20 protein-coding genes are annotated in these 16,770 nt (G+C 37.6%); 17 read left to right on the top strand and 3 right to left on the bottom strand.

The features are described 5' to 3' along the window. Nucleotides 1–3: 3 nt before the first annotated feature. Both macP and E0E02_RS00425 read left to right on the top strand, forming a co-directional pair. Nucleotides 4–339: a cell wall synthase accessory phosphoprotein MacP gene (macP, locus tag E0E02_RS00430; protein WP_133017527.1), complete on the top strand. Its 336-nt coding sequence runs from the start codon at nucleotides 4–6 to the stop codon at nucleotides 337–339. Nucleotides 340–407: 68 nt separating this feature from the next. Further along, nucleotides 408–1,100 (top strand): 5'-methylthioadenosine/adenosylhomocysteine nucleosidase, encoded by a 693-nt coding sequence (locus E0E02_RS00425; protein WP_133017526.1) that lies wholly within the window; start codon nucleotides 408–410, stop codon nucleotides 1,098–1,100. A 47-nt stretch (nucleotides 1,101–1,147) separates the two neighbouring features. Here the strand turns inward: E0E02_RS00425 and E0E02_RS00420 are convergent, their stop codons facing one another. Both E0E02_RS00420 and E0E02_RS00415 read right to left on the bottom strand, forming a co-directional pair. Further along, complete coding sequence (locus E0E02_RS00420) at nucleotides 1,148–1,798, bottom strand: metal-dependent transcriptional regulator (RefSeq protein WP_074626336.1); 651 nt, start codon at nucleotides 1,796–1,798, stop codon at nucleotides 1,148–1,150. A 134-nt stretch (nucleotides 1,799–1,932) separates the two neighbouring features. Beyond that, nucleotides 1,933–2,757 (bottom strand): peptidylprolyl isomerase, encoded by an 825-nt coding sequence (locus E0E02_RS00415; protein WP_133017525.1) that lies wholly within the window; start codon nucleotides 2,755–2,757, stop codon nucleotides 1,933–1,935. Nucleotides 2,758–2,906: 149 nt separating this feature from the next. On the opposite strand from E0E02_RS00415, the gene E0E02_RS00410 reads away from it, so the two are divergent. Then, nucleotides 2,907–5,312, top strand: a complete 2,406-nt coding sequence (locus E0E02_RS00410; RefSeq protein WP_133017524.1) for a DNA translocase FtsK — start codon at nucleotides 2,907–2,909, stop codon at nucleotides 5,310–5,312. Nucleotides 5,313–5,344: 32 nt separating this feature from the next. On the opposite strand, the gene E0E02_RS00405 is transcribed toward E0E02_RS00410, so the two are convergent. After that, nucleotides 5,345–5,698, bottom strand: coding sequence for a DUF3397 domain-containing protein (locus E0E02_RS00405; RefSeq protein ID WP_133017523.1), 354 nt, complete (start codon nucleotides 5,696–5,698; stop codon nucleotides 5,345–5,347). A gap of 301 nt (nucleotides 5,699–5,999) precedes the next feature. Between E0E02_RS00405 and rplK the strand changes: the two genes are divergently transcribed. The 14 genes from rplK (at nucleotide 6,000) to E0E02_RS00335 (ending at nucleotide 16,763) form a co-directional block, all read left to right on the top strand. Further along, nucleotides 6,000–6,425 (top strand): 50S ribosomal protein L11, encoded by a 426-nt coding sequence (gene rplK / locus E0E02_RS00400; RefSeq protein WP_020917264.1) that lies wholly within the window; start codon nucleotides 6,000–6,002, stop codon nucleotides 6,423–6,425. 155 nt (nucleotides 6,426–6,580) lie between these two features. Further along, complete coding sequence (rplA, locus tag E0E02_RS00395) at nucleotides 6,581–7,270, top strand: 50S ribosomal protein L1 (RefSeq protein ID WP_004232886.1); 690 nt, start codon at nucleotides 6,581–6,583, stop codon at nucleotides 7,268–7,270. A gap of 207 nt (nucleotides 7,271–7,477) precedes the next feature. Further along, on the top strand, nucleotides 7,478–8,215 hold the full coding sequence (gene pyrH, locus E0E02_RS00390) for a UMP kinase (RefSeq protein WP_074560734.1): 738 nt from the start codon (nucleotides 7,478–7,480) through the stop codon (nucleotides 8,213–8,215). 52 nt (nucleotides 8,216–8,267) lie between these two features. Further along, entirely contained in the window at nucleotides 8,268–8,825 is a 558-nt protein-coding gene (gene frr / locus E0E02_RS00385) for a ribosome recycling factor (protein ID WP_004232884.1), read from the top strand. Nucleotides 8,826–8,883: 58 nt separating this feature from the next. Continuing rightward, complete coding sequence (locus E0E02_RS00380; protein WP_074560733.1) at nucleotides 8,884–9,750, top strand: S1 RNA-binding domain-containing protein; 867 nt, start codon at nucleotides 8,884–8,886, stop codon at nucleotides 9,748–9,750. 163 nt (nucleotides 9,751–9,913) lie between these two features. Beyond that, nucleotides 9,914–10,423, top strand: a complete 510-nt coding sequence (gene msrA / locus E0E02_RS00375) for a peptide-methionine (S)-S-oxide reductase MsrA (protein ID WP_039696483.1) — start codon at nucleotides 9,914–9,916, stop codon at nucleotides 10,421–10,423. Further along, a complete protein-coding gene (locus E0E02_RS00370) occupies nucleotides 10,420–10,635 on the top strand; it encodes a YozE family protein (RefSeq protein WP_133017522.1) in 216 nt (71 codons plus the stop codon). The genes msrA and E0E02_RS00370 overlap by 4 nt, the downstream gene beginning before the upstream one ends. Nucleotides 10,636–10,740: 105 nt before the next feature. Further along, nucleotides 10,741–11,805, top strand: a complete 1,065-nt coding sequence (locus E0E02_RS00365) for a PhoH family protein (protein WP_133017521.1) — start codon at nucleotides 10,741–10,743, stop codon at nucleotides 11,803–11,805. A 166-nt stretch (nucleotides 11,806–11,971) separates the two neighbouring features. Continuing rightward, a complete protein-coding gene (locus E0E02_RS00360; RefSeq protein ID WP_074564193.1) occupies nucleotides 11,972–12,190 on the top strand; it encodes a hypothetical protein in 219 nt (72 codons plus the stop codon). 170 nt (nucleotides 12,191–12,360) lie between these two features. Continuing rightward, nucleotides 12,361–12,576, top strand: coding sequence for a hypothetical protein (locus tag E0E02_RS00355; protein ID WP_133017520.1), 216 nt, complete (start codon nucleotides 12,361–12,363; stop codon nucleotides 12,574–12,576). A gap of 57 nt (nucleotides 12,577–12,633) precedes the next feature. After that, nucleotides 12,634–13,179: a GNAT family N-acetyltransferase gene (locus tag E0E02_RS00350; protein WP_133017519.1), complete on the top strand. Its 546-nt coding sequence runs from the start codon at nucleotides 12,634–12,636 to the stop codon at nucleotides 13,177–13,179. A gap of 282 nt (nucleotides 13,180–13,461) precedes the next feature. Beyond that, on the top strand, nucleotides 13,462–15,690 hold the full coding sequence (locus tag E0E02_RS00345) for a starch-binding protein (RefSeq protein WP_133017518.1): 2,229 nt from the start codon (nucleotides 13,462–13,464) through the stop codon (nucleotides 15,688–15,690). Between the two features lie 184 nt (nucleotides 15,691–15,874). After that, a complete protein-coding gene (gene ybeY, locus E0E02_RS00340) occupies nucleotides 15,875–16,372 on the top strand; it encodes an rRNA maturation RNase YbeY (RefSeq protein ID WP_039696488.1) in 498 nt (165 codons plus the stop codon). Continuing rightward, nucleotides 16,353–16,763 (top strand): diacylglycerol kinase family protein, encoded by a 411-nt coding sequence (locus E0E02_RS00335; protein WP_039696489.1) that lies wholly within the window; start codon nucleotides 16,353–16,355, stop codon nucleotides 16,761–16,763. Before ybeY ends, E0E02_RS00335 begins: the two co-directional genes overlap by 20 nt. Nucleotides 16,764–16,770: the final 7 nt, after the last annotated feature.

Genomic DNA, 16,770 nt, shown 5'->3' with positions numbered 1-16,770 from the left:
AAAATGGGTAGACCACTTTTAACAGACGAGATAATCGAACGTGCTAACCGTGGTGAAATCTTTTATGACGATAATTACTTAGAAGATGATGAAGAAACGAAGGTTATCCGAACTGACCAATATGATACCTTGACTAGTTATGATCCTTATGAGGAATATGAAGACTCTCGAGGAGTTTTGGACAAATGGAAAGACCGCAAAAGAGACGATCAGCATGTTTACAAAAGTCGTCGAATTGAAAATGCGAAACGAAGTAAATTTCAACGAAAACTGAACATGATTATGTTTGTAGTTGTTGTTTTATTGATTGCACTCTTTTTCGCAGTATTTAATCTATAAAAATTAGAAGGAGAAGCAAGGGGAATAACTCTGGAAATAACAGTTGGTATTGCTCTTGTATTTTTGAGATGAAAATTGGAATTATTGCCGCAATGGAAGAAGAACTAAAACTTCTTGTTGAAAATCTTGATAACAAAACAGAACACGATGTTTTGGGAAACACTTACTACGAAGGTAAGCTAGGCAACCATCAAGTTGTTCTTGTTCAATCAGGTATTGGTAAAGTGATGTCAGCTATGTCAGTTGCTATTCTTTCTGATCATTTTGGCGTTGATGCTGTGATTAATACAGGTTCAGCAGGTGCAGTAGCTCCTGGTTTGAAGATCGGTGACGTTGTTGTTGCAGACAAATTAGTCTACCACGACGTTGATGTGACAGCTTTTGGTTACGATTACGGTCAAATGGCTGCGCAACCACTTTATTTTGAATCAGACCAAAACTTTGTTAAAACATTTGAACAAGTGTTAACGGAAGCTAACATCGATAGCAAAATTGGCTTGATTGCGACTGGTGATTCATTTATTGCTGGGCAAGATAAAATCGATGCGATTAAAGCACGCTTCCCAGAAGTTCAAGCTGTTGAAATGGAAGGAGCTGCGATTGCGCAAGCTGCTCACAATTTGCACAAACCATTCATCGTTGTTCGTGCCATGTCAGATACGGCTGCGCATGATGCCAATATTACATTTGATGAATTCATCTTGGAAGCTGGTAAACAATCAGCAAAAATCTTGATGACATTCCTTGAAAAATTAGCTTAAGTCAGAAAAAGCCTGGGGCAAGTGCCTCAGGCTTTTAATATGGAATTTTAGTCAACTTTTTGAATATAAATTTGTTCAGCGATTCGTTCAGGAATCACGAGTTGTCGTGATTGATAGGCAAGAGTATGTGTCTTAGCATAGTCATCAACTTTAACCAATTCAACAGTATCGTTAATTGCTAAGCCGTGTTCTTCAAGGTAGTTTAACAAATGAGCTTCGTCGTGAGTACGGCTGATTTGATAAGTGCCAAGTTCTTCAATCTGACTGAGTGTTTGGTTGTGAACTTCAATCAATAGTTCGCCTTTTTTAGGAATTGTCCCACCGTGAGGACAAAATTCAGGATAATTGAGTTTTTCTTCTAGGCGATCGATGAAGATTGTTGAGACCGTGTGTTCAAGGACTTCAGCTTCTTGGTGGATTTCATCGGCATTGTAATGAAGGTGGTTAGCCAAAAAGACTTCGATGAGGCGGTGCTTACGATAGAGTTGTGAGACTAATAATAAGCCTTTTCTAGTCAGGTAGTAGCCAACCTCTTTATCTTTAACGATGAGCCCTTCAGCAATCATTTTTTTGACCATTTCAGTTACAGCTGGTGCTGAAACTTGCATTAAGGCAGCAATTCGTTTATTGGTTATCTTAGTTTTAGTTTCTCCTAGTTCATGGATACATTTTAGATAATCTTCTTTGTTTGGTGTCATCTTATCTCGCTTTCTGTTCTTCTATTATAGCAAAAATCTTTTAACCGTGAGGTGGAAAGCTTGTTATTATAGGATTATTTTAGGAAAACAAGCAAAAAATCAAGGCAGGAAGTCCTAGCTTGATTTTTTAGGGATTATTTAAAGTTGTAATCTTTGACAATGTCAATCTTAGTAATGGTAATATCGCTAGTTGGTTTGTCGTTGCTATCAGTATCTACTTTAGAGATGGCATCAACAACATCCATACCATCGATAACTTGTCCAAATACAGTATAGTTTTTATCTAAGCTTGGGTTACCACCTTTGGTATAAGCGTCAATGATTGCTTTTGGATAGCTGTCGCTTGAGAGCTGACTAGATTGGTCAGCTGGATTTTGGTTGATGAAAAATTGACTACCATTGGTATCAGCACCAGCGTTTGCCATAGCAAGAGCTCCTCGGATGTTATAGAGGTAAGGTGAGATTTCGTTAGCAAAACCATTACCAGAATCGATTTTCTTGTCTTTGCCTTTCCAGATAGATTCTCCTCCTGTACCGTTTCCTTTAGGGTCACCAGACTGAATCATAAAATCAGAAATTACGCGGTGAAATAGAAGACCGTCGTAGTAGCCTTTCTTAGCATGAGTTAGGAAATTTTCCACGGCAAGTGGTGCATATTTTGGAAAGAGTTTAATGGTAATGTCACCTTTAGAGGTATGCATGATGACTTCAGCTTCATTTTGAGCAACCTCTGTTGATAATTGAGGAAAAGCAGATGCATCTGCCTGAAGAGCTTTTTTAACCTCTTTTTGGTATTCTTTTGATGATGATGCGCTGGCACTGGCTTGCGCGGCAGAAGAACTTGCTGCTGTCTTAGCATCGACATAATCATTTCCACGAATGGTTCGGGTTATGTTTTCACAACCAGATAAAGTAGCCAAGCAGACGACGGTTAAACCAAGTGACAATAGTTTTTTCATGATACCTCCTCATTGACAAATAGTTGTCATATCAGTAAATCCTTTTGGTGACAAAATGTCAATAAATTTATTGAAGTTATTTAGCTATTTCATTTTATCATAAATCTATGCTAATAACCTAAAAGCTTAAAAAATGCTATAATAAGGATATGGCAAAATCAAAAAGTAGAAGAAAAGGTCGTAAAACACGGCGACCGACAAAAGCAGAAATAAAAAGACAAAAGGCACTGGAACGCTTTATTTTAGCCATTGTGACAGCGGTTATTTTTTTCTTTGCGATGGCTCGCTTGGGAATCTTTGGGATAACGGTTTACAATCTTGTGAGATTAGCAGTGGGAAGTTTGGCTTACGTGTTGATGGTTGCAGTCCTACTCTATTTTCTTGGATTTAAGTGGTTTCATAAGCAGACTGGTTTAGTTGGCGGTTTTGTGGTGACCATGATTGGTCTCTTGTTAGAATGGCATGCTTACCTATTTTCACTATCAGCCTTTCGTGGCAAAGAAATCTTCTCCACAACAGCTGGCTTGATTTTTAGCGATTTGGTCAAGTTCAAAGTCACTAAATTTGTTGGTGGTGGTATGCTTGGTGCTGTTCTTTACAAGCCAGTAGCTTTTCTTTTTTCAAATGTTGGCACATTCTTGATTGGGGGACTTTTCATCATTCTTGGACTCTTTTTGATGAGTCCGTGGGAAGTTTATGATTTGATTGATTTCTTCAAAGAAAAATCACAAGAGTGGTCTGCTAAACATGAAATCAGAAAGCAAAAACGTTTTGTCAAACGTGAGGAAAAACGTGCGCTTGCTGAACAAAAACGTCAAGAAAAAGCTCAAAAAGCTGAAGAAGAACGTTTGGCTCAGTTGACGGTTGACCAAGAGACTGGTGAGATTTTAGATGGTCCAGATGACAATGAAGCATCGTTGTTTGATAATATCCCAGCTGAAACTCCTGCAGTTGAACCTGAAATTTTGGCTTATGAGCATGTACCAGAAGGTTTGAAAGAAGCATCTTCTGAAGAAAATCTTGAACCAGAAGTGACACCAGCTGAGCAAGAAATGCTTGATCAAGAAGATGATGGGGAACCACTAGAAGTTGATTTTACAGCGAAAGCCAACCTTCTTTATAAGCTTCCAACCATTGATTTATTTGCACCTGATAAGCCGAAGAATCAGTCAAAAGAAAAAAATATCGTCCGTAGAAATATCAAAGTCTTGGAAGATACCTTTAACAGTTTTGGTATTGATGTCAAGGTTGAACGAGCTGAAATCGGTCCGTCAGTTACAAAATACGAAGTAAAACCAGCCGTTGGTGTGCGTGTTAACCGCATTTCAAACTTGGCTGATGATTTAGCGCTGGCGCTTGCAGCAAAAGACGTTCGTATTGAAGCACCGATTCCAGGTAAATCTTTAGTTGGTATTGAAGTACCAAACTCAGAGATTGCCACAGTTACTTTCCGTGAACTTTGGGAACAAGCAGACACAGATCCAAATAAACTTCTTGAAGTTCCGCTTGGTAAGGCTGTTAACGGAACTGCCCGCACCTTTGACCTTGCACGTATGCCACACTTGCTTGTGGCAGGGTCTACAGGTTCAGGTAAATCTGTTGCGGTCAACGGTATTATTGCAAGTATTTTGATGAAAGCACGCCCAGACCAAGTCAAGTTTATGATGATTGACCCTAAAATGGTTGAGTTATCTGTTTATAATGACATTCCACACCTATTGATTCCAGTAGTGACAAATCCACGTAAAGCAGCACGAGCGCTTCAAAAAGTGGTTGATGAGATGGAAAATCGTTACGAGCTCTTTAGTCATTTTGGAGTGCGAAATATTGCTGGTTACAATGCCAAGGTTGAAGAATTTAATGCACAGTCAGAGCAAAAACAAATTCCATTGCCACTTATCGTGGTTATCGTAGATGAGTTGGCTGACTTGATGATGGTTGCCAGCAAAGAAGTGGAAGATGCGATTATTCGTTTGGGACAAAAGGCGCGTGCAGCAGGTATTCACATGATTCTTGCGACACAACGTCCATCTGTAGATGTCATCAGCGGTTTGATTAAGGCAAACGTGCCATCACGTGTAGCCTTTGCCGTATCATCAGGAACTGATAGTCGTACGATTTTAGATGAAAATGGTGCTGAAAAACTTCTTGGACGTGGTGATATGCTCTTTAAACCAATTGATGAAAATCACCCTGTTCGTTTGCAAGGTTCATTTATATCAGATGATGATGTTGAACGTATTGTTGGCTTTATCAAAAATCAAGCTGACGCAGATTACGATGATAGTTTTGATCCAGGTGAAGTGTCTGAATCTGATTTGAAATCAGGTGGAGGCGGTGCTTCGCAAGAAGGTGACCCGCTCTTTGAAGATGCTAAAGCTTTGGTTCTTGAAACTCAAAAGGCAAGCGCCTCAATGCTTCAACGTCGTTTGTCAGTCGGCTTTAATCGCGCAACCCGCTTGATGGATGAACTAGAAGCAGCAGGAGTCATAGGACCAGCAGAAGGAACAAAACCTCGCAAAGTCTTAATGACAAAGCCAACTCCAGAAGCATAATAAAAACGTTAGCCAGAAGGTTAACGTTTTTATTATGCAAGTGTAAAAACTAAAATTAAAACAATAATGTAAAAAATAAATGTGACGATAAAACCTGAACGCCAGAAAAATTTACCAAAACGACGGTAAGAAAATGAGTGATTTCTCTTTAAGAAAAATGCGGTTAAGCTAAGCGCCAGTAAGGATAAACAGATTAAATAGTAAAAAAAGACACTGCTATCTAAAAATTTATTAACGACCAAAGCAATCTCAAACGCAAAAAGTGGAAAAGCAAGGTCAGTAAAGAGAATTCCAAAACGTTTTAAATTGAAAAATTTAACAAGAATATAAGCAAAAATAGGTGTTAAAAAGATAAAAGAAAAGGAAAATAATTTGTACATCATCATGTCTTATATTTTATACTGAAAGTTTGAAGAAGTAAATAATTAGAAGATTATTCTTGAAAAATACTTTTAAATTTTTGATCAAGCTAGTAAAGGGAATTTAGCCGAATCAAAAAGTTGAAAGTGCTTGCTTTTAAAAACTAAGCTAAAACTTGTCACATCAAGCATTTTTTAGGAAATATTTGATGCAAATTCCTTGCTTTTTCCTAGAATTAATGTATAATGGTAAGGTATGCTATTGAGCATATCTGTGGGAGGTAAAAATCTTAATTACCGCCAAAACCACAACAGGAGGATTTTATAAATGGCTAAAAAAGTCGAAAAAGTTGTTAAACTTCAAATTCCTGCTGGTAAAGCTACACCAGCTCCACCGGTTGGACCAGCTCTTGGTCAAGCAGGTATCAACATCATGGGATTCACTAAAGAATTCAACGCTCGTACAGCTGATCAAGCTGGTATGATCATCCCAGTTGTTATCTCAGTATATGAAGACAAATCATTTGATTTCGTAACTAAAACACCACCAGCTTCAGTTCTTTTGAAAAAAGCTGCAGGTGTTGAAAAAGGTTCAGGAACACCTAACACAACTAAAGTTGCAACAGTTACTCGTGCACAAGTACAAGAAATTGCTGAAACTAAAATGCCAGACTTAAACGCTGCAAATGTTGAATCTGCAATGCGTATGATTGAAGGTACTGCTCGTTCTATGGGATTCACTGTTGTTGACTAATCAATAGCAACCCAATTAGTGGATTAATTGAGGTAAACACACTGTACCGTTGAGATTAATTCACGCTAGACCCGCAAGACTTCATCGTAATTTGATGAGTGACGTGGGAGATTTTAAATCAAATCGATATGACCACATTACAAGGAGAATTTTAAATGGCTAAAAAAAGCAAACAAATGCGTGCTGCACTTGAAAAAATCGACAGCACTAAAGCTTACAGCGTAGAAGAAGCTGTAGCTCTTGCAAAAGAAACTAACTTCGCAAAATTTGATGCATCTGTAGAAGTTGCATACAAACTTAACATTGACGTTCGTAAAGCAGACCAACAAATCCGTGGTGCAATGGTATTGCCAAACGGTACTGGTAAAACACAACGTGTTCTTGTATTCGCACGTGGTGCTAAAGCTGAAGAAGCTAAAGCTGCTGGTGCAGACTTCGTTGGTGAAGACGATCTTGTTGCTAAAATCAACGACGGTTGGCTTGACTTTGACGTAGTTATCGCTACACCAGACATGATGGCTATCGTTGGACGTCTTGGACGTGTCCTTGGACCTCGTAACCTTATGCCAAACCCTAAAACTGGTACAGTAACTATGGACGTTGCTAAAGCAGTTGAAGAATCTAAAGGTGGTAAAATCACTTACCGTGCTGACAAAGCAGGTAACGTACAAGCTATCATCGGTAAAGTATCATTCGACGCAGACAAATTGGTTGAAAACTTCAAAGCTATCCACGAAGTTATGGTTAAATCTAAACCAGCTACTGCTAAAGGTACTTACATGACTAACTTGTCAATCACTACTACACAAGGTGTAGGTATCAAAGTAGATCCAAGCTCATTCTAATTGATACATTAATGAAGAATCCGTTTCTTTGAAACGGATTTTTTTATGGGCTGTGTGATCTTTCTAATGAAATGAAAAGGGAAATGATTTATCTGTTTGAATCACATAGTTGATCTGTTTTTTATCTTTCAAAATTCAACGAATTTTGCTAGGTAAAATAGGTAAATTATGTTAAAATAATAAAGATAAAAAAAGGAGTAACTTGAAGTGGAACCTAAGTATAAACGTATTTTAATTAAATTATCTGGTGAAGCGTTAGCTGGTGAAAAAGGTGTCGGAATCGACATTGAAACTGTTAAAACTATCGCAAAAGAAATTGCTGAAGTACATAGTTCAGGTGTAGAAATTGCTTTGGTTATTGGTGGTGGAAACCTTTGGCGCGGTGAACCAGCTGCTGCAGCTGGTATGGACCGTGTTCAAGCTGATTACACAGGTATGCTTGGAACAGTTATGAACGCTCTTGTTATGGCTGATAGCCTTCAACAAAATGGTGTTGATACACGTGTTCAAACATCAATCCCAATGCAAAACGTTGCTGAACCATACATCCGTGGTCGTGCGCTTCGTCACCTTGAAAAAAATCGCATCGTGATTTTTGCTGCTGGTATCGGCTCACCTTACTTCTCAACTGATACAACAGCTGCTCTTCGTGCCGCTGAAATCGACGCTGAAGCTATCTTGATGGCTAAAAATGGTGTTGACGGTGTTTACAACGCCGATCCTAAGAAAGATGCTAATGCTGTCAAATTTGATGAATTGACACACGGTGAAGTGATTAAACGTGGTCTTAAAATCATGGACGCAACTGCATCAACACTTTCAATGGACAACGATATTGACTTGGTTGTCTTTAACATGAACCAAGCTGGTAATATTAAACGTGTTGTCTTTGGTGAAGCTATCGGTACAACCGTTTCAAATAAAGCTGAACACCACGACAAATAATTATCAGCTCTGCTATTTCCCAAAAAACAAGAAATGAGGACTAATACTATTTATGGCTAATGCTATTATCGAAAAAGCTAAAGAACGCTTTGAACAATCACACAGCTCATTAGCACGCGAATTTGCTTCAATTCGTGCTGGTCGTGCAAATGCATCTCTTTTGGACCGTATCCAAGTTGAATACTATGGTGCAATGACACCACTTAATCAATTGGCTTCTATCACAGTTCCAGAAGCACGTGTTCTTTTGATTTCTCCATTTGATAAATCATCATTGAAAGATATCGAACACGCAATCAACGCTTCAGACCTTGGTATTAACCCTGCTAATGACGGTTCAGTAATCCGCTTGGTTATTCCTGCCCTTACAGAAGAAACTCGTAAAGCACTTGCTAAAGACGTTAAAAAAGTCGGTGAAAATGCTAAGGTTGCTATCCGTAACATTCGTCGTGATGCTATGGACGAAGCTAAAAAACAAGAAAAAGCTAAAGAAATCACTGAAGACGAATTGAAAGTTCTTGAAAAAGACATTCAAAAAGCAACTGATGAAGCTGTTAAACATATCGACACTATGACAGCAAACAAAGAAAAAGAATTGCTTGAAGTCTAATCAGTAAGAAAAAGGTTAGGGGGTGGACTTTCCACTCCCTTTTATAAAGGAAGAATAAATGAATAATTTACTTGCCACTGTCATCACAGGACTTGTGATTGACGAAAATGCGAAAGCGTATTTTGTACAAAAAGATGGCGTGACTTTTATGTTAGACAAGGCTGAAGGTGAGCATAAAATTGGTGATATGGTCAAAGGATTTGTCTACACTGATATGCACCAAAAAGCTCGTATGACAACAGCGGAAGTTGCCACAACTCGTACTAGCTACGGTTGGGGTGTTGTCACGGAAGTTCGCCGCGATTTGGGTGTCTTTTTGGATACAGGTCTTGCTGATAAACAATTTGTTGTGTCACTTGATGTCTTGCCTGATATGAAAGAACTTTGGCCTAAAAAAGGTGATAAACTTTATGTTCACCTTGACGTGGATAAAAAAGACCGTATCTGGGCAATTCCAGCGCAACCTGAAGTTTTCCAAAAAATGGCTGGACCAGCTTACAATAACATGCAAAATGAAAAATTACGTGCTATTGTTTACCGTTTGAAATTATCTGGAACATTTGTTTACTTGCCAGATAATAACATGCTTGGCTTTATTCACCCAAGTGAGCGCTACGCGGAACCACGTCTTGGTGAAGAAGTAACTGCACGTGTGATTGGATTCCGTGAAGTTGACCGCACCCTTAACTTGTCATTAAAACCACGTTCATTTGAAATGCTTGAAAATGATTCACAAATGATTTTGACTTATTTGCAATCAAATGGTGGCTTTATGACACTAAACGATAAATCATCTCCAGCAGATATCAAAGCAACATTTGGTATTTCTAAAGGTCAATTTAAAAAAGCACTTGGTGGCTTGATGAAAGCACGTAAAGTGAAACAAGACCAATTCGGTACAGAATTAATCGAAAACGAGGATTAAATATAAAAAGATTATAGTGATGCCTTAAGCAAAGCTGTGGTCTTTTTTTAGTTAAAATTGAAGTTTTTTTGATTCCCAGTCACGTGAAAAAAGTATTCACTGAACAACTCGATTTTTGATTTTTTTGATATAATAGATTCACTAGATTTTTGGAGGTTATAGAATGGAACGTGCGATTTTTGCGGGTGGTTGTTTCTGGTGTATGGTGCAACCATTTGAAGAACAAGATGGTATTTTGTCAGTTCGCTCTGGATATACTGGTGGGCATGTGGAAAATCCGACTTATGAACAAGTTAAGGCGCATGAGACTGGACATACTGAAGCGGTTGAGATTATTTTTGATGAAGAAAAAATCTCTTATGGTGATTTGGTAGAGATTTATTGGGCACAGACTGATCCAACCGATGCTTTTGGGCAATTTGAAGATCGTGGTGACAATTATCGTCCTGTTATTTTTTACAGTGATGACCGTCAAAAAGAAATCGCTGAAGCTTCAAAAGCAGCATTGCAAGCATCAGGTCGATTCAAAGATCCGATTGTCACAGCTATTGAACCCGTCCAACCATTTTATGTGGCAGAAGATTATCACCAAGGTTTTTACAAGAAAAATCCTGAACACTACGCTGAAAGTAGCGCTATCAGACATGCATTTTTGGAGGAAAATTGGAAATGAGAAAGTCATTTTACACTTGGTTAATGACGCAACGTAACCCAAAAAGTCATGAACTTGTAGCGATTTTAGCTGACCTTGTTTTTGAAGATACTACTTTTCCAAAGCACACTGATGATTTTGAAACCATTAGTCGTTATCTAGAAGATGAGGCTAGCTTTGCTTTTAATCTCAGTGAATTTGATAAAATTTGGGAAGATTATTTGGCGCATTAATGATTGCTAGATTCAAATAAAAAAGGAAATCACGGTAAGTCGTGATTTTTTGTTTTAAATAAGCTATAATAGGCTTATCAAACACAAAAGAAAGAGGGACTCTATTTGCAAGAGCATTCTGTTGAAATTACCTTAAGTCATCCTGATGATGTGCTAGCGCTATTTGGCTCAAATGAACGTCATTTGAAATTAATCGAAGATAATCTAGGGGTTATCATTCATGCCCGTACAGAGCGAGTACAGATTTTAGGAGATGATAAAGAAAGTGTCGAATTAGCGCGTGTGACCATTCAAGCTTTGTTAGTCTTGGTTTCTCGTGGCATGTTGGTCAACACATCTGACGTTGTAACGGCTCTTTCAATGGCACAAAATGGCTCTATTGATAAATTTGTTGCCCTTTATGAAGAAGAAATCATCAAAGATAATTCTGGAAAACCGATTCGTGTTAAAACGCTTGGGCAAAAAGTTTATGCGGATAGTGTTAAATCACACGATGTGGTCTTTGGGATTGGTCCTGCAGGTACTGGTAAGACTTTCTTAGCGGTGACTTTGGCAGTGACAGCTTTAAAACGTGGTCAGGTCAAACGTATCATTTTAACACGTCCAGCAGTTGAAGCAGGTGAAAGTCTAGGATTTTTGCCAGGTGATTTAAAAGAGAAAGTTGATCCTTATCTTCGTCCTGTTTATGATGCTCTTTACCAAATTTTAGGAAAAGAGCAAACCACACGTTTGATGGAGCGTGATATTATTGAAATCGCACCGCTGGCTTATATGCGTGGTCGAACACTTGATGATGCTTTTGTGATTCTTGATGAAGCACAAAATACAACCATCATGCAAATGAAGATGTTTTTGACGCGTCTTGGATTTAATTCTAAGATGATTATTAATGGTGATACTAGCCAGATTGATTTGCCTAAGAAAGTCAAATCTGGTTTGATTGATGCGACAGAAAAACTAAAACATATCAAGCAAATTGATTTTGTTCATTTCTCAGCGAGCGATGTGGTTCGCCACCCTGTGGTTGCTGAAATTATCAATGCTTATGAAAAAGACGCTGAGAGCAAAACTGCTCACCATCAAAAAGAAGTTATCGATAGCACTAGCGCTTCAGGTTTTGCAAGCTATGAAACTATTGGTCAACCAGCTAGCGCCAAAGAAGAAAAATAATATTTTCATGTCACACCAAGGTGTGGCTTTTTTGATTAAAAAATGATTTTCATATCTGCGAATTCTCTATTAAGGTGGCTTTTTAGTGTAAAATAGGGTATACTGAAATTTTTCATGATATTTTCAGGGATAGAAATAGGTTAAAGCACATCAAAGGAGAAGTTTTATGGATAATCGTGAATTGATTGAGAATTTATCAGAAATGAGTAGTCAATTGTCGAAACAAGCTGAAGAATTGGATCAAAAGTTTAAACTGATTGATCAGTATTCTTCATCTAATCAAGAAAATTGCTCAGAGTTTTTTGCCACATTTGGAGAGGAAGTCAAAGATTTAGCTTGTGAATTTCAAACTTTGTTGTCTTACATGACTCCTAAGAAAATTTAGTCAAAATTGATAGGATTCTAGGATTTTTTGGACAGAAATGCCAGATTATCTAAAAAACTAGTAAAATTCTCTTTTTTAGGTAAAATAAATATAGACATTGTACCTGAAAGTTTTAAAAAGTTTCCAGAAAAGTACAAGTCTTATCTGAAAAAATTACTAGGAGGAGATTTATGTGTGATTGTGCGTCACTTGAAAAGTTGACTAAGATGAGCGAAATGCTCAATAGTCAAGCTGAAAGACTAGAAGGTGATTTGAAGGCTTTGGATTCTGAAATTGAAGCTGATGTTTTAAAAAATCTAGGAGATCAAGCTAAACATTTGGCTAGTGATTTTCAAGATTTGATAAATCATATTGATGAAGAGATGGTGAGTCCAAAAGAAAAGTAAGATAACTAAGTTGACCTGTTTTAGGTCGCTTTTTTAATAGAGTTTGAGGAAGAAAAGATGCTAGAAGAACAATTAAAAAAATATAGAGTGCTTAAGACAAAGCGCTTGTTACTTCGTCCAGTAACAATGGCAGATGCCGAGGCTATGTTTGCCTATACGTCAGATACCGAAAATACCAAATGGGATTTCCCAGCTAATCAGACTATTGAAGAAACTCAAAAAGTGATTAAGGAAATTTATCTCAAAAGTCCTCTTGGTCGTTATGGTATAGAATTGAGAGATACATCTGAGTTTATCGGAACGATTGATCTTATGAATTGGTCAGATGGAAAACAAGCAGAAATTGGCTACATTATTAATAAAAAGTTTTGGGGAGATGGTTTAGCGACCGAGGCAAGTGCCAAGATTTTAGAACTTTGCTTTGAGGTGTTAGGATTTGAGGAAGTGCATGCTTTTTGTGCTGTCCAAAATCCTGCTTCAGCACGCGTGTTGGAAAAAATTGGAATGACAGAAGTGGAACGGATTTCTAATGATAAACAATTTAATGGTCAATGGGTAAGTAGTCAGCATTTTAAAATGACAAAGTTAAACTATTTAAAATAAAAGGTTTCATAAGGGATTTGTCAATTTTTTGATTAAATTATCAAAAAATTGACATTTTTTTGGTTGCGCTTCCAAAAAAATATGCTATAATATAGACAAATATGCAACCGATTGCAATAAATTTGGAGGTATGCCTATAAGAAAATTATCTGATAACTATACTTTTTAGACATGCAGGTATATGTTGTTGATTGGACAGGTTTCACGCATAATACTGCTTTATTTTTTGTTTATTTCTGAAAGCGGTTGCGTATTTTAACTTATCTTTATAGGAGATTATTTATGTCACTTCGTAATAAAGTAAATTTGAAAAAGAAAATGAAAAAAGGTTTAGGCTCTCTATTGGTTTTGACAGCAGTCAGTGCTGGTGCTTTTGCACAAGCTAATGCTGTTAAGGCTGATGAACAAGTCTCAATGAAAGAAGGAACAGTACTTCACGCATGGTGCTGGTCTTTCAATACTATTAAAGATAATATGCAAGCAATTAAGGATGCTGGTTACACTAGTGTTCAAACATCACCAATTAACCAAGTTGTTGTTGGAAATGGTGGTAATAAGAGCTTGAAAAATTGGTACTATCAATATCAACCAACATTGCATACTATTGGTAACTACCAATTAGGTACTGAAGAAGAATTTAAAGAAATGAACCGTGTGGCTGATCAATATGGTATTAAAATTATTGTTGATGCTGTTCTTAACCACACTACATCTGATTACAATCAAATCAGCCCAGAAATCAAAAAAATTCCAAATTGGACACATGGTAACAAAGAAATTAAAAACTGGAATGACCGTTATGATGTGACACAAAATGCTCTTCTAGGTTTGTATGATTTGAATACTCAAAATCCACAAATTCAACAATATCTTTTGAATTTCTTGAAAACAGCAGTTGCTGATGGTGCTGATGGTTTCCGTTATGATACTGCTAAACATATTGAGTTACCAGGCGAATATGGTAGTAATTTCTGGAATGTTATTTTGAACAATGGATCTGAATTCCAATATGGTGAAGTTCTTCAAGATAGCATTTCTCACGAAGCAGATTACTCTAAATTGATGAGTGTTACAGCTTCTAATTACGGTAATCAAATCCGTAATGACTTGAAAGATAAACGTGCAGCTGCTGGTAACTTGATGAATTATCAAGCGCAAGGTGTTGATCCATCTAATCTTGTTACATGGGTTGAATCTCATGATACTTATGCTAATGATGACCAAGTATCAACTTGGATGAGTGATGATGATATTCGTCTTGGTTGGTCAATGATCACAGCGCGTGCTAAAGGTACACCATTGTTCTTCTCACGTCCAGTAGGTGGTGGTAATGGTACACGCTTCCCAGGTCAATCACAAATTGGTGATGCTGGTAGCGACCTTTACAAAGACCCAACAGTCAAAGCGGTGAACAAATTCCACAATGCCATGGTTGGTGAATCAGAATACATTCGCAACCCTAATGGCGACGAACAAGTGGCTATGATTGAACGTGGTAATAAAGGTGCTGTTATTGTTAACCTTGGTAATGGCGACAAACAATTGAATTCAGATACAAAATTGGCAGATGGTACTTACACAGACCAAGTTTCTGGACGTCAATTTAACGTTTCAAATGGTCATATCACTGGTAATGTGTCATCTCGCTCATCAGTTGTTTTGTATGATGCAAAACCTGATACTACTGCACAAGTTTCAATCGATGGTTACAAAGAAGGTGACAACAGCATTTCTGCTGCAACAGAAGTAACGTTGAAAGCTAAAAATGCTGAGTCTGCTACTTACAAACTTGACAATGGTCAAGAAGTAGCTTTCCAAGATGGTGATAAAATCACTGTTGGTGAAGGGCTTGAAGCAGGGCAATCAACAAGTGTTACATTGACTGCAACAGGTGCTGATGGTCAAGCAACAACTAAAACGTATACTTTCACAATGAAAGATCCTAGCGCTGAAACAAATATTTACTTCCAAAATCCAGATAACTGGTCAGAAGTATATGCTTACATGTACTCAGCTAAAGATACTAAACTTCTAGGCGCATGGCCTGGAACTAAGATGACAAAAGACTCAACAGGTCGCTACACTATCTCAGTTCCTGCATCATATGCTGAAGAAGGTGTGAAAGTCATCTTTACAAACAACCAAGGTTCTCAATACCCTCAAAAAGAAGGATTTGATTTCAAAGCTGAAGGTGTTTATTCTAAAGCTGGCTTAGTTCCAGATGTTCCTGCTGGTAAAACACGTGTAACATTTGATAACCCTGGCGGTTGGGATAATGCCAATGCTTATGTTTACTACGGTAACCCAGTTCAATACCCTCTTGGTGCATGGCCTGGAACACAAATGACAAAAGATGATGCTGGTAACTTCTACCTTGATCTCCCAGAAGAATACGCTACTGTAAACGCCAAAATCATCTTCAACCAACCAGGTACTAGCAACCAATTCCCTTACAGTGTCGGATTCGACCTTGTGAAATCTGGTAACTACAATAAAGATGGTCTAAAATAGTCGGTCATTAACTAACTTTTTAACACAATTCTAACTCCTTTTCCCAGAAAGAAGTAGCTTTCCTCAGGCTACTTCTTTTTTATGATTAAATGGTACTAAAAAGTTTCTTAGTGCCTAAAATGGCGCTGTTATCCTTAATATGGTATAATATCCTTGATATAATTAGTTTTGAAAGAAGATAGATATGTACGTTGAAATGATAGATGAAACTGGTCAAGTTTCAGAAGAAATTAAAAATCAAACTTTAGATTTATTACAATTTGCTGCTGAAAAGACTGGTAAAGAAAATAAAGAAATGGCAGTGACTTTTGTGACTAATGAGCGCAGCCATGAATTGAACTTAGAATACCGTGACACAGACCGTCCAACGGATGTTATCAGCTTAGAGTACAAACCAGAGTCAGATTTGACTTTCTCAGAAGAAGATTTAGCTGAAAATCCAGAGCTAGCTGAAATGCTCGATGAATTCGATGCTTATATCGGTGAGCTCTTTATCTCTGTTGATAAAGCGCGTGAACAAGCAGAAGAGTACGGCCATTCTTTTGAACGTGAAATGGGATTCTTAGCGGTGCATGGTTTCCTACACATCAATGGCTACGACCATTATACCCCTGAAGAAGAAAAAGAAATGTTTACTTTACAGGAAGAAATTTTAACTGCCTATGGACTTAAGAGACAATAATTCCCCTAAAAAGTGGAAAAATCGCACCTTGGTATCTAGTATGGAATTTGCCATCACTGGAATAGTTACAGCCTTCAAGGAAGAAAGAAATATGCGTAAACACATGGTGTCAGCTATTTTAGCAACTGCAGCAGGAGCTGTTTTTCGTATATCTGCGATTGAATGGTTATTCTTATTTTTAGCCATCTTTTTAGTCATCACTTTAGAAATGGTTAATTCTGCTCTTGAAAATGTGGTTGACTTGGCTAGTGATTATCATTTTTCAATGCTAGCAAAAAATGCCAAGGATATGGCAGCAGGAGCGGTATTGGTGGTATCAACTTATGCCGTGATTACAGGATTGATTATTTTTGTACCGAAAATTATTGCCTTAATTTTTGGCAATCGATAAAAATATT

The organism is Streptococcus sp. KCJ4932 (assembly GCF_004352745.1).
In the GTDB taxonomy this organism is placed as follows: domain Bacteria; phylum Bacillota; class Bacilli; order Lactobacillales; family Streptococcaceae; genus Streptococcus; species Streptococcus ruminicola.
Note: the sequence above shows the minus strand (reverse complement) of the source record. Positions and strands in the feature narration are given on the sequence as shown.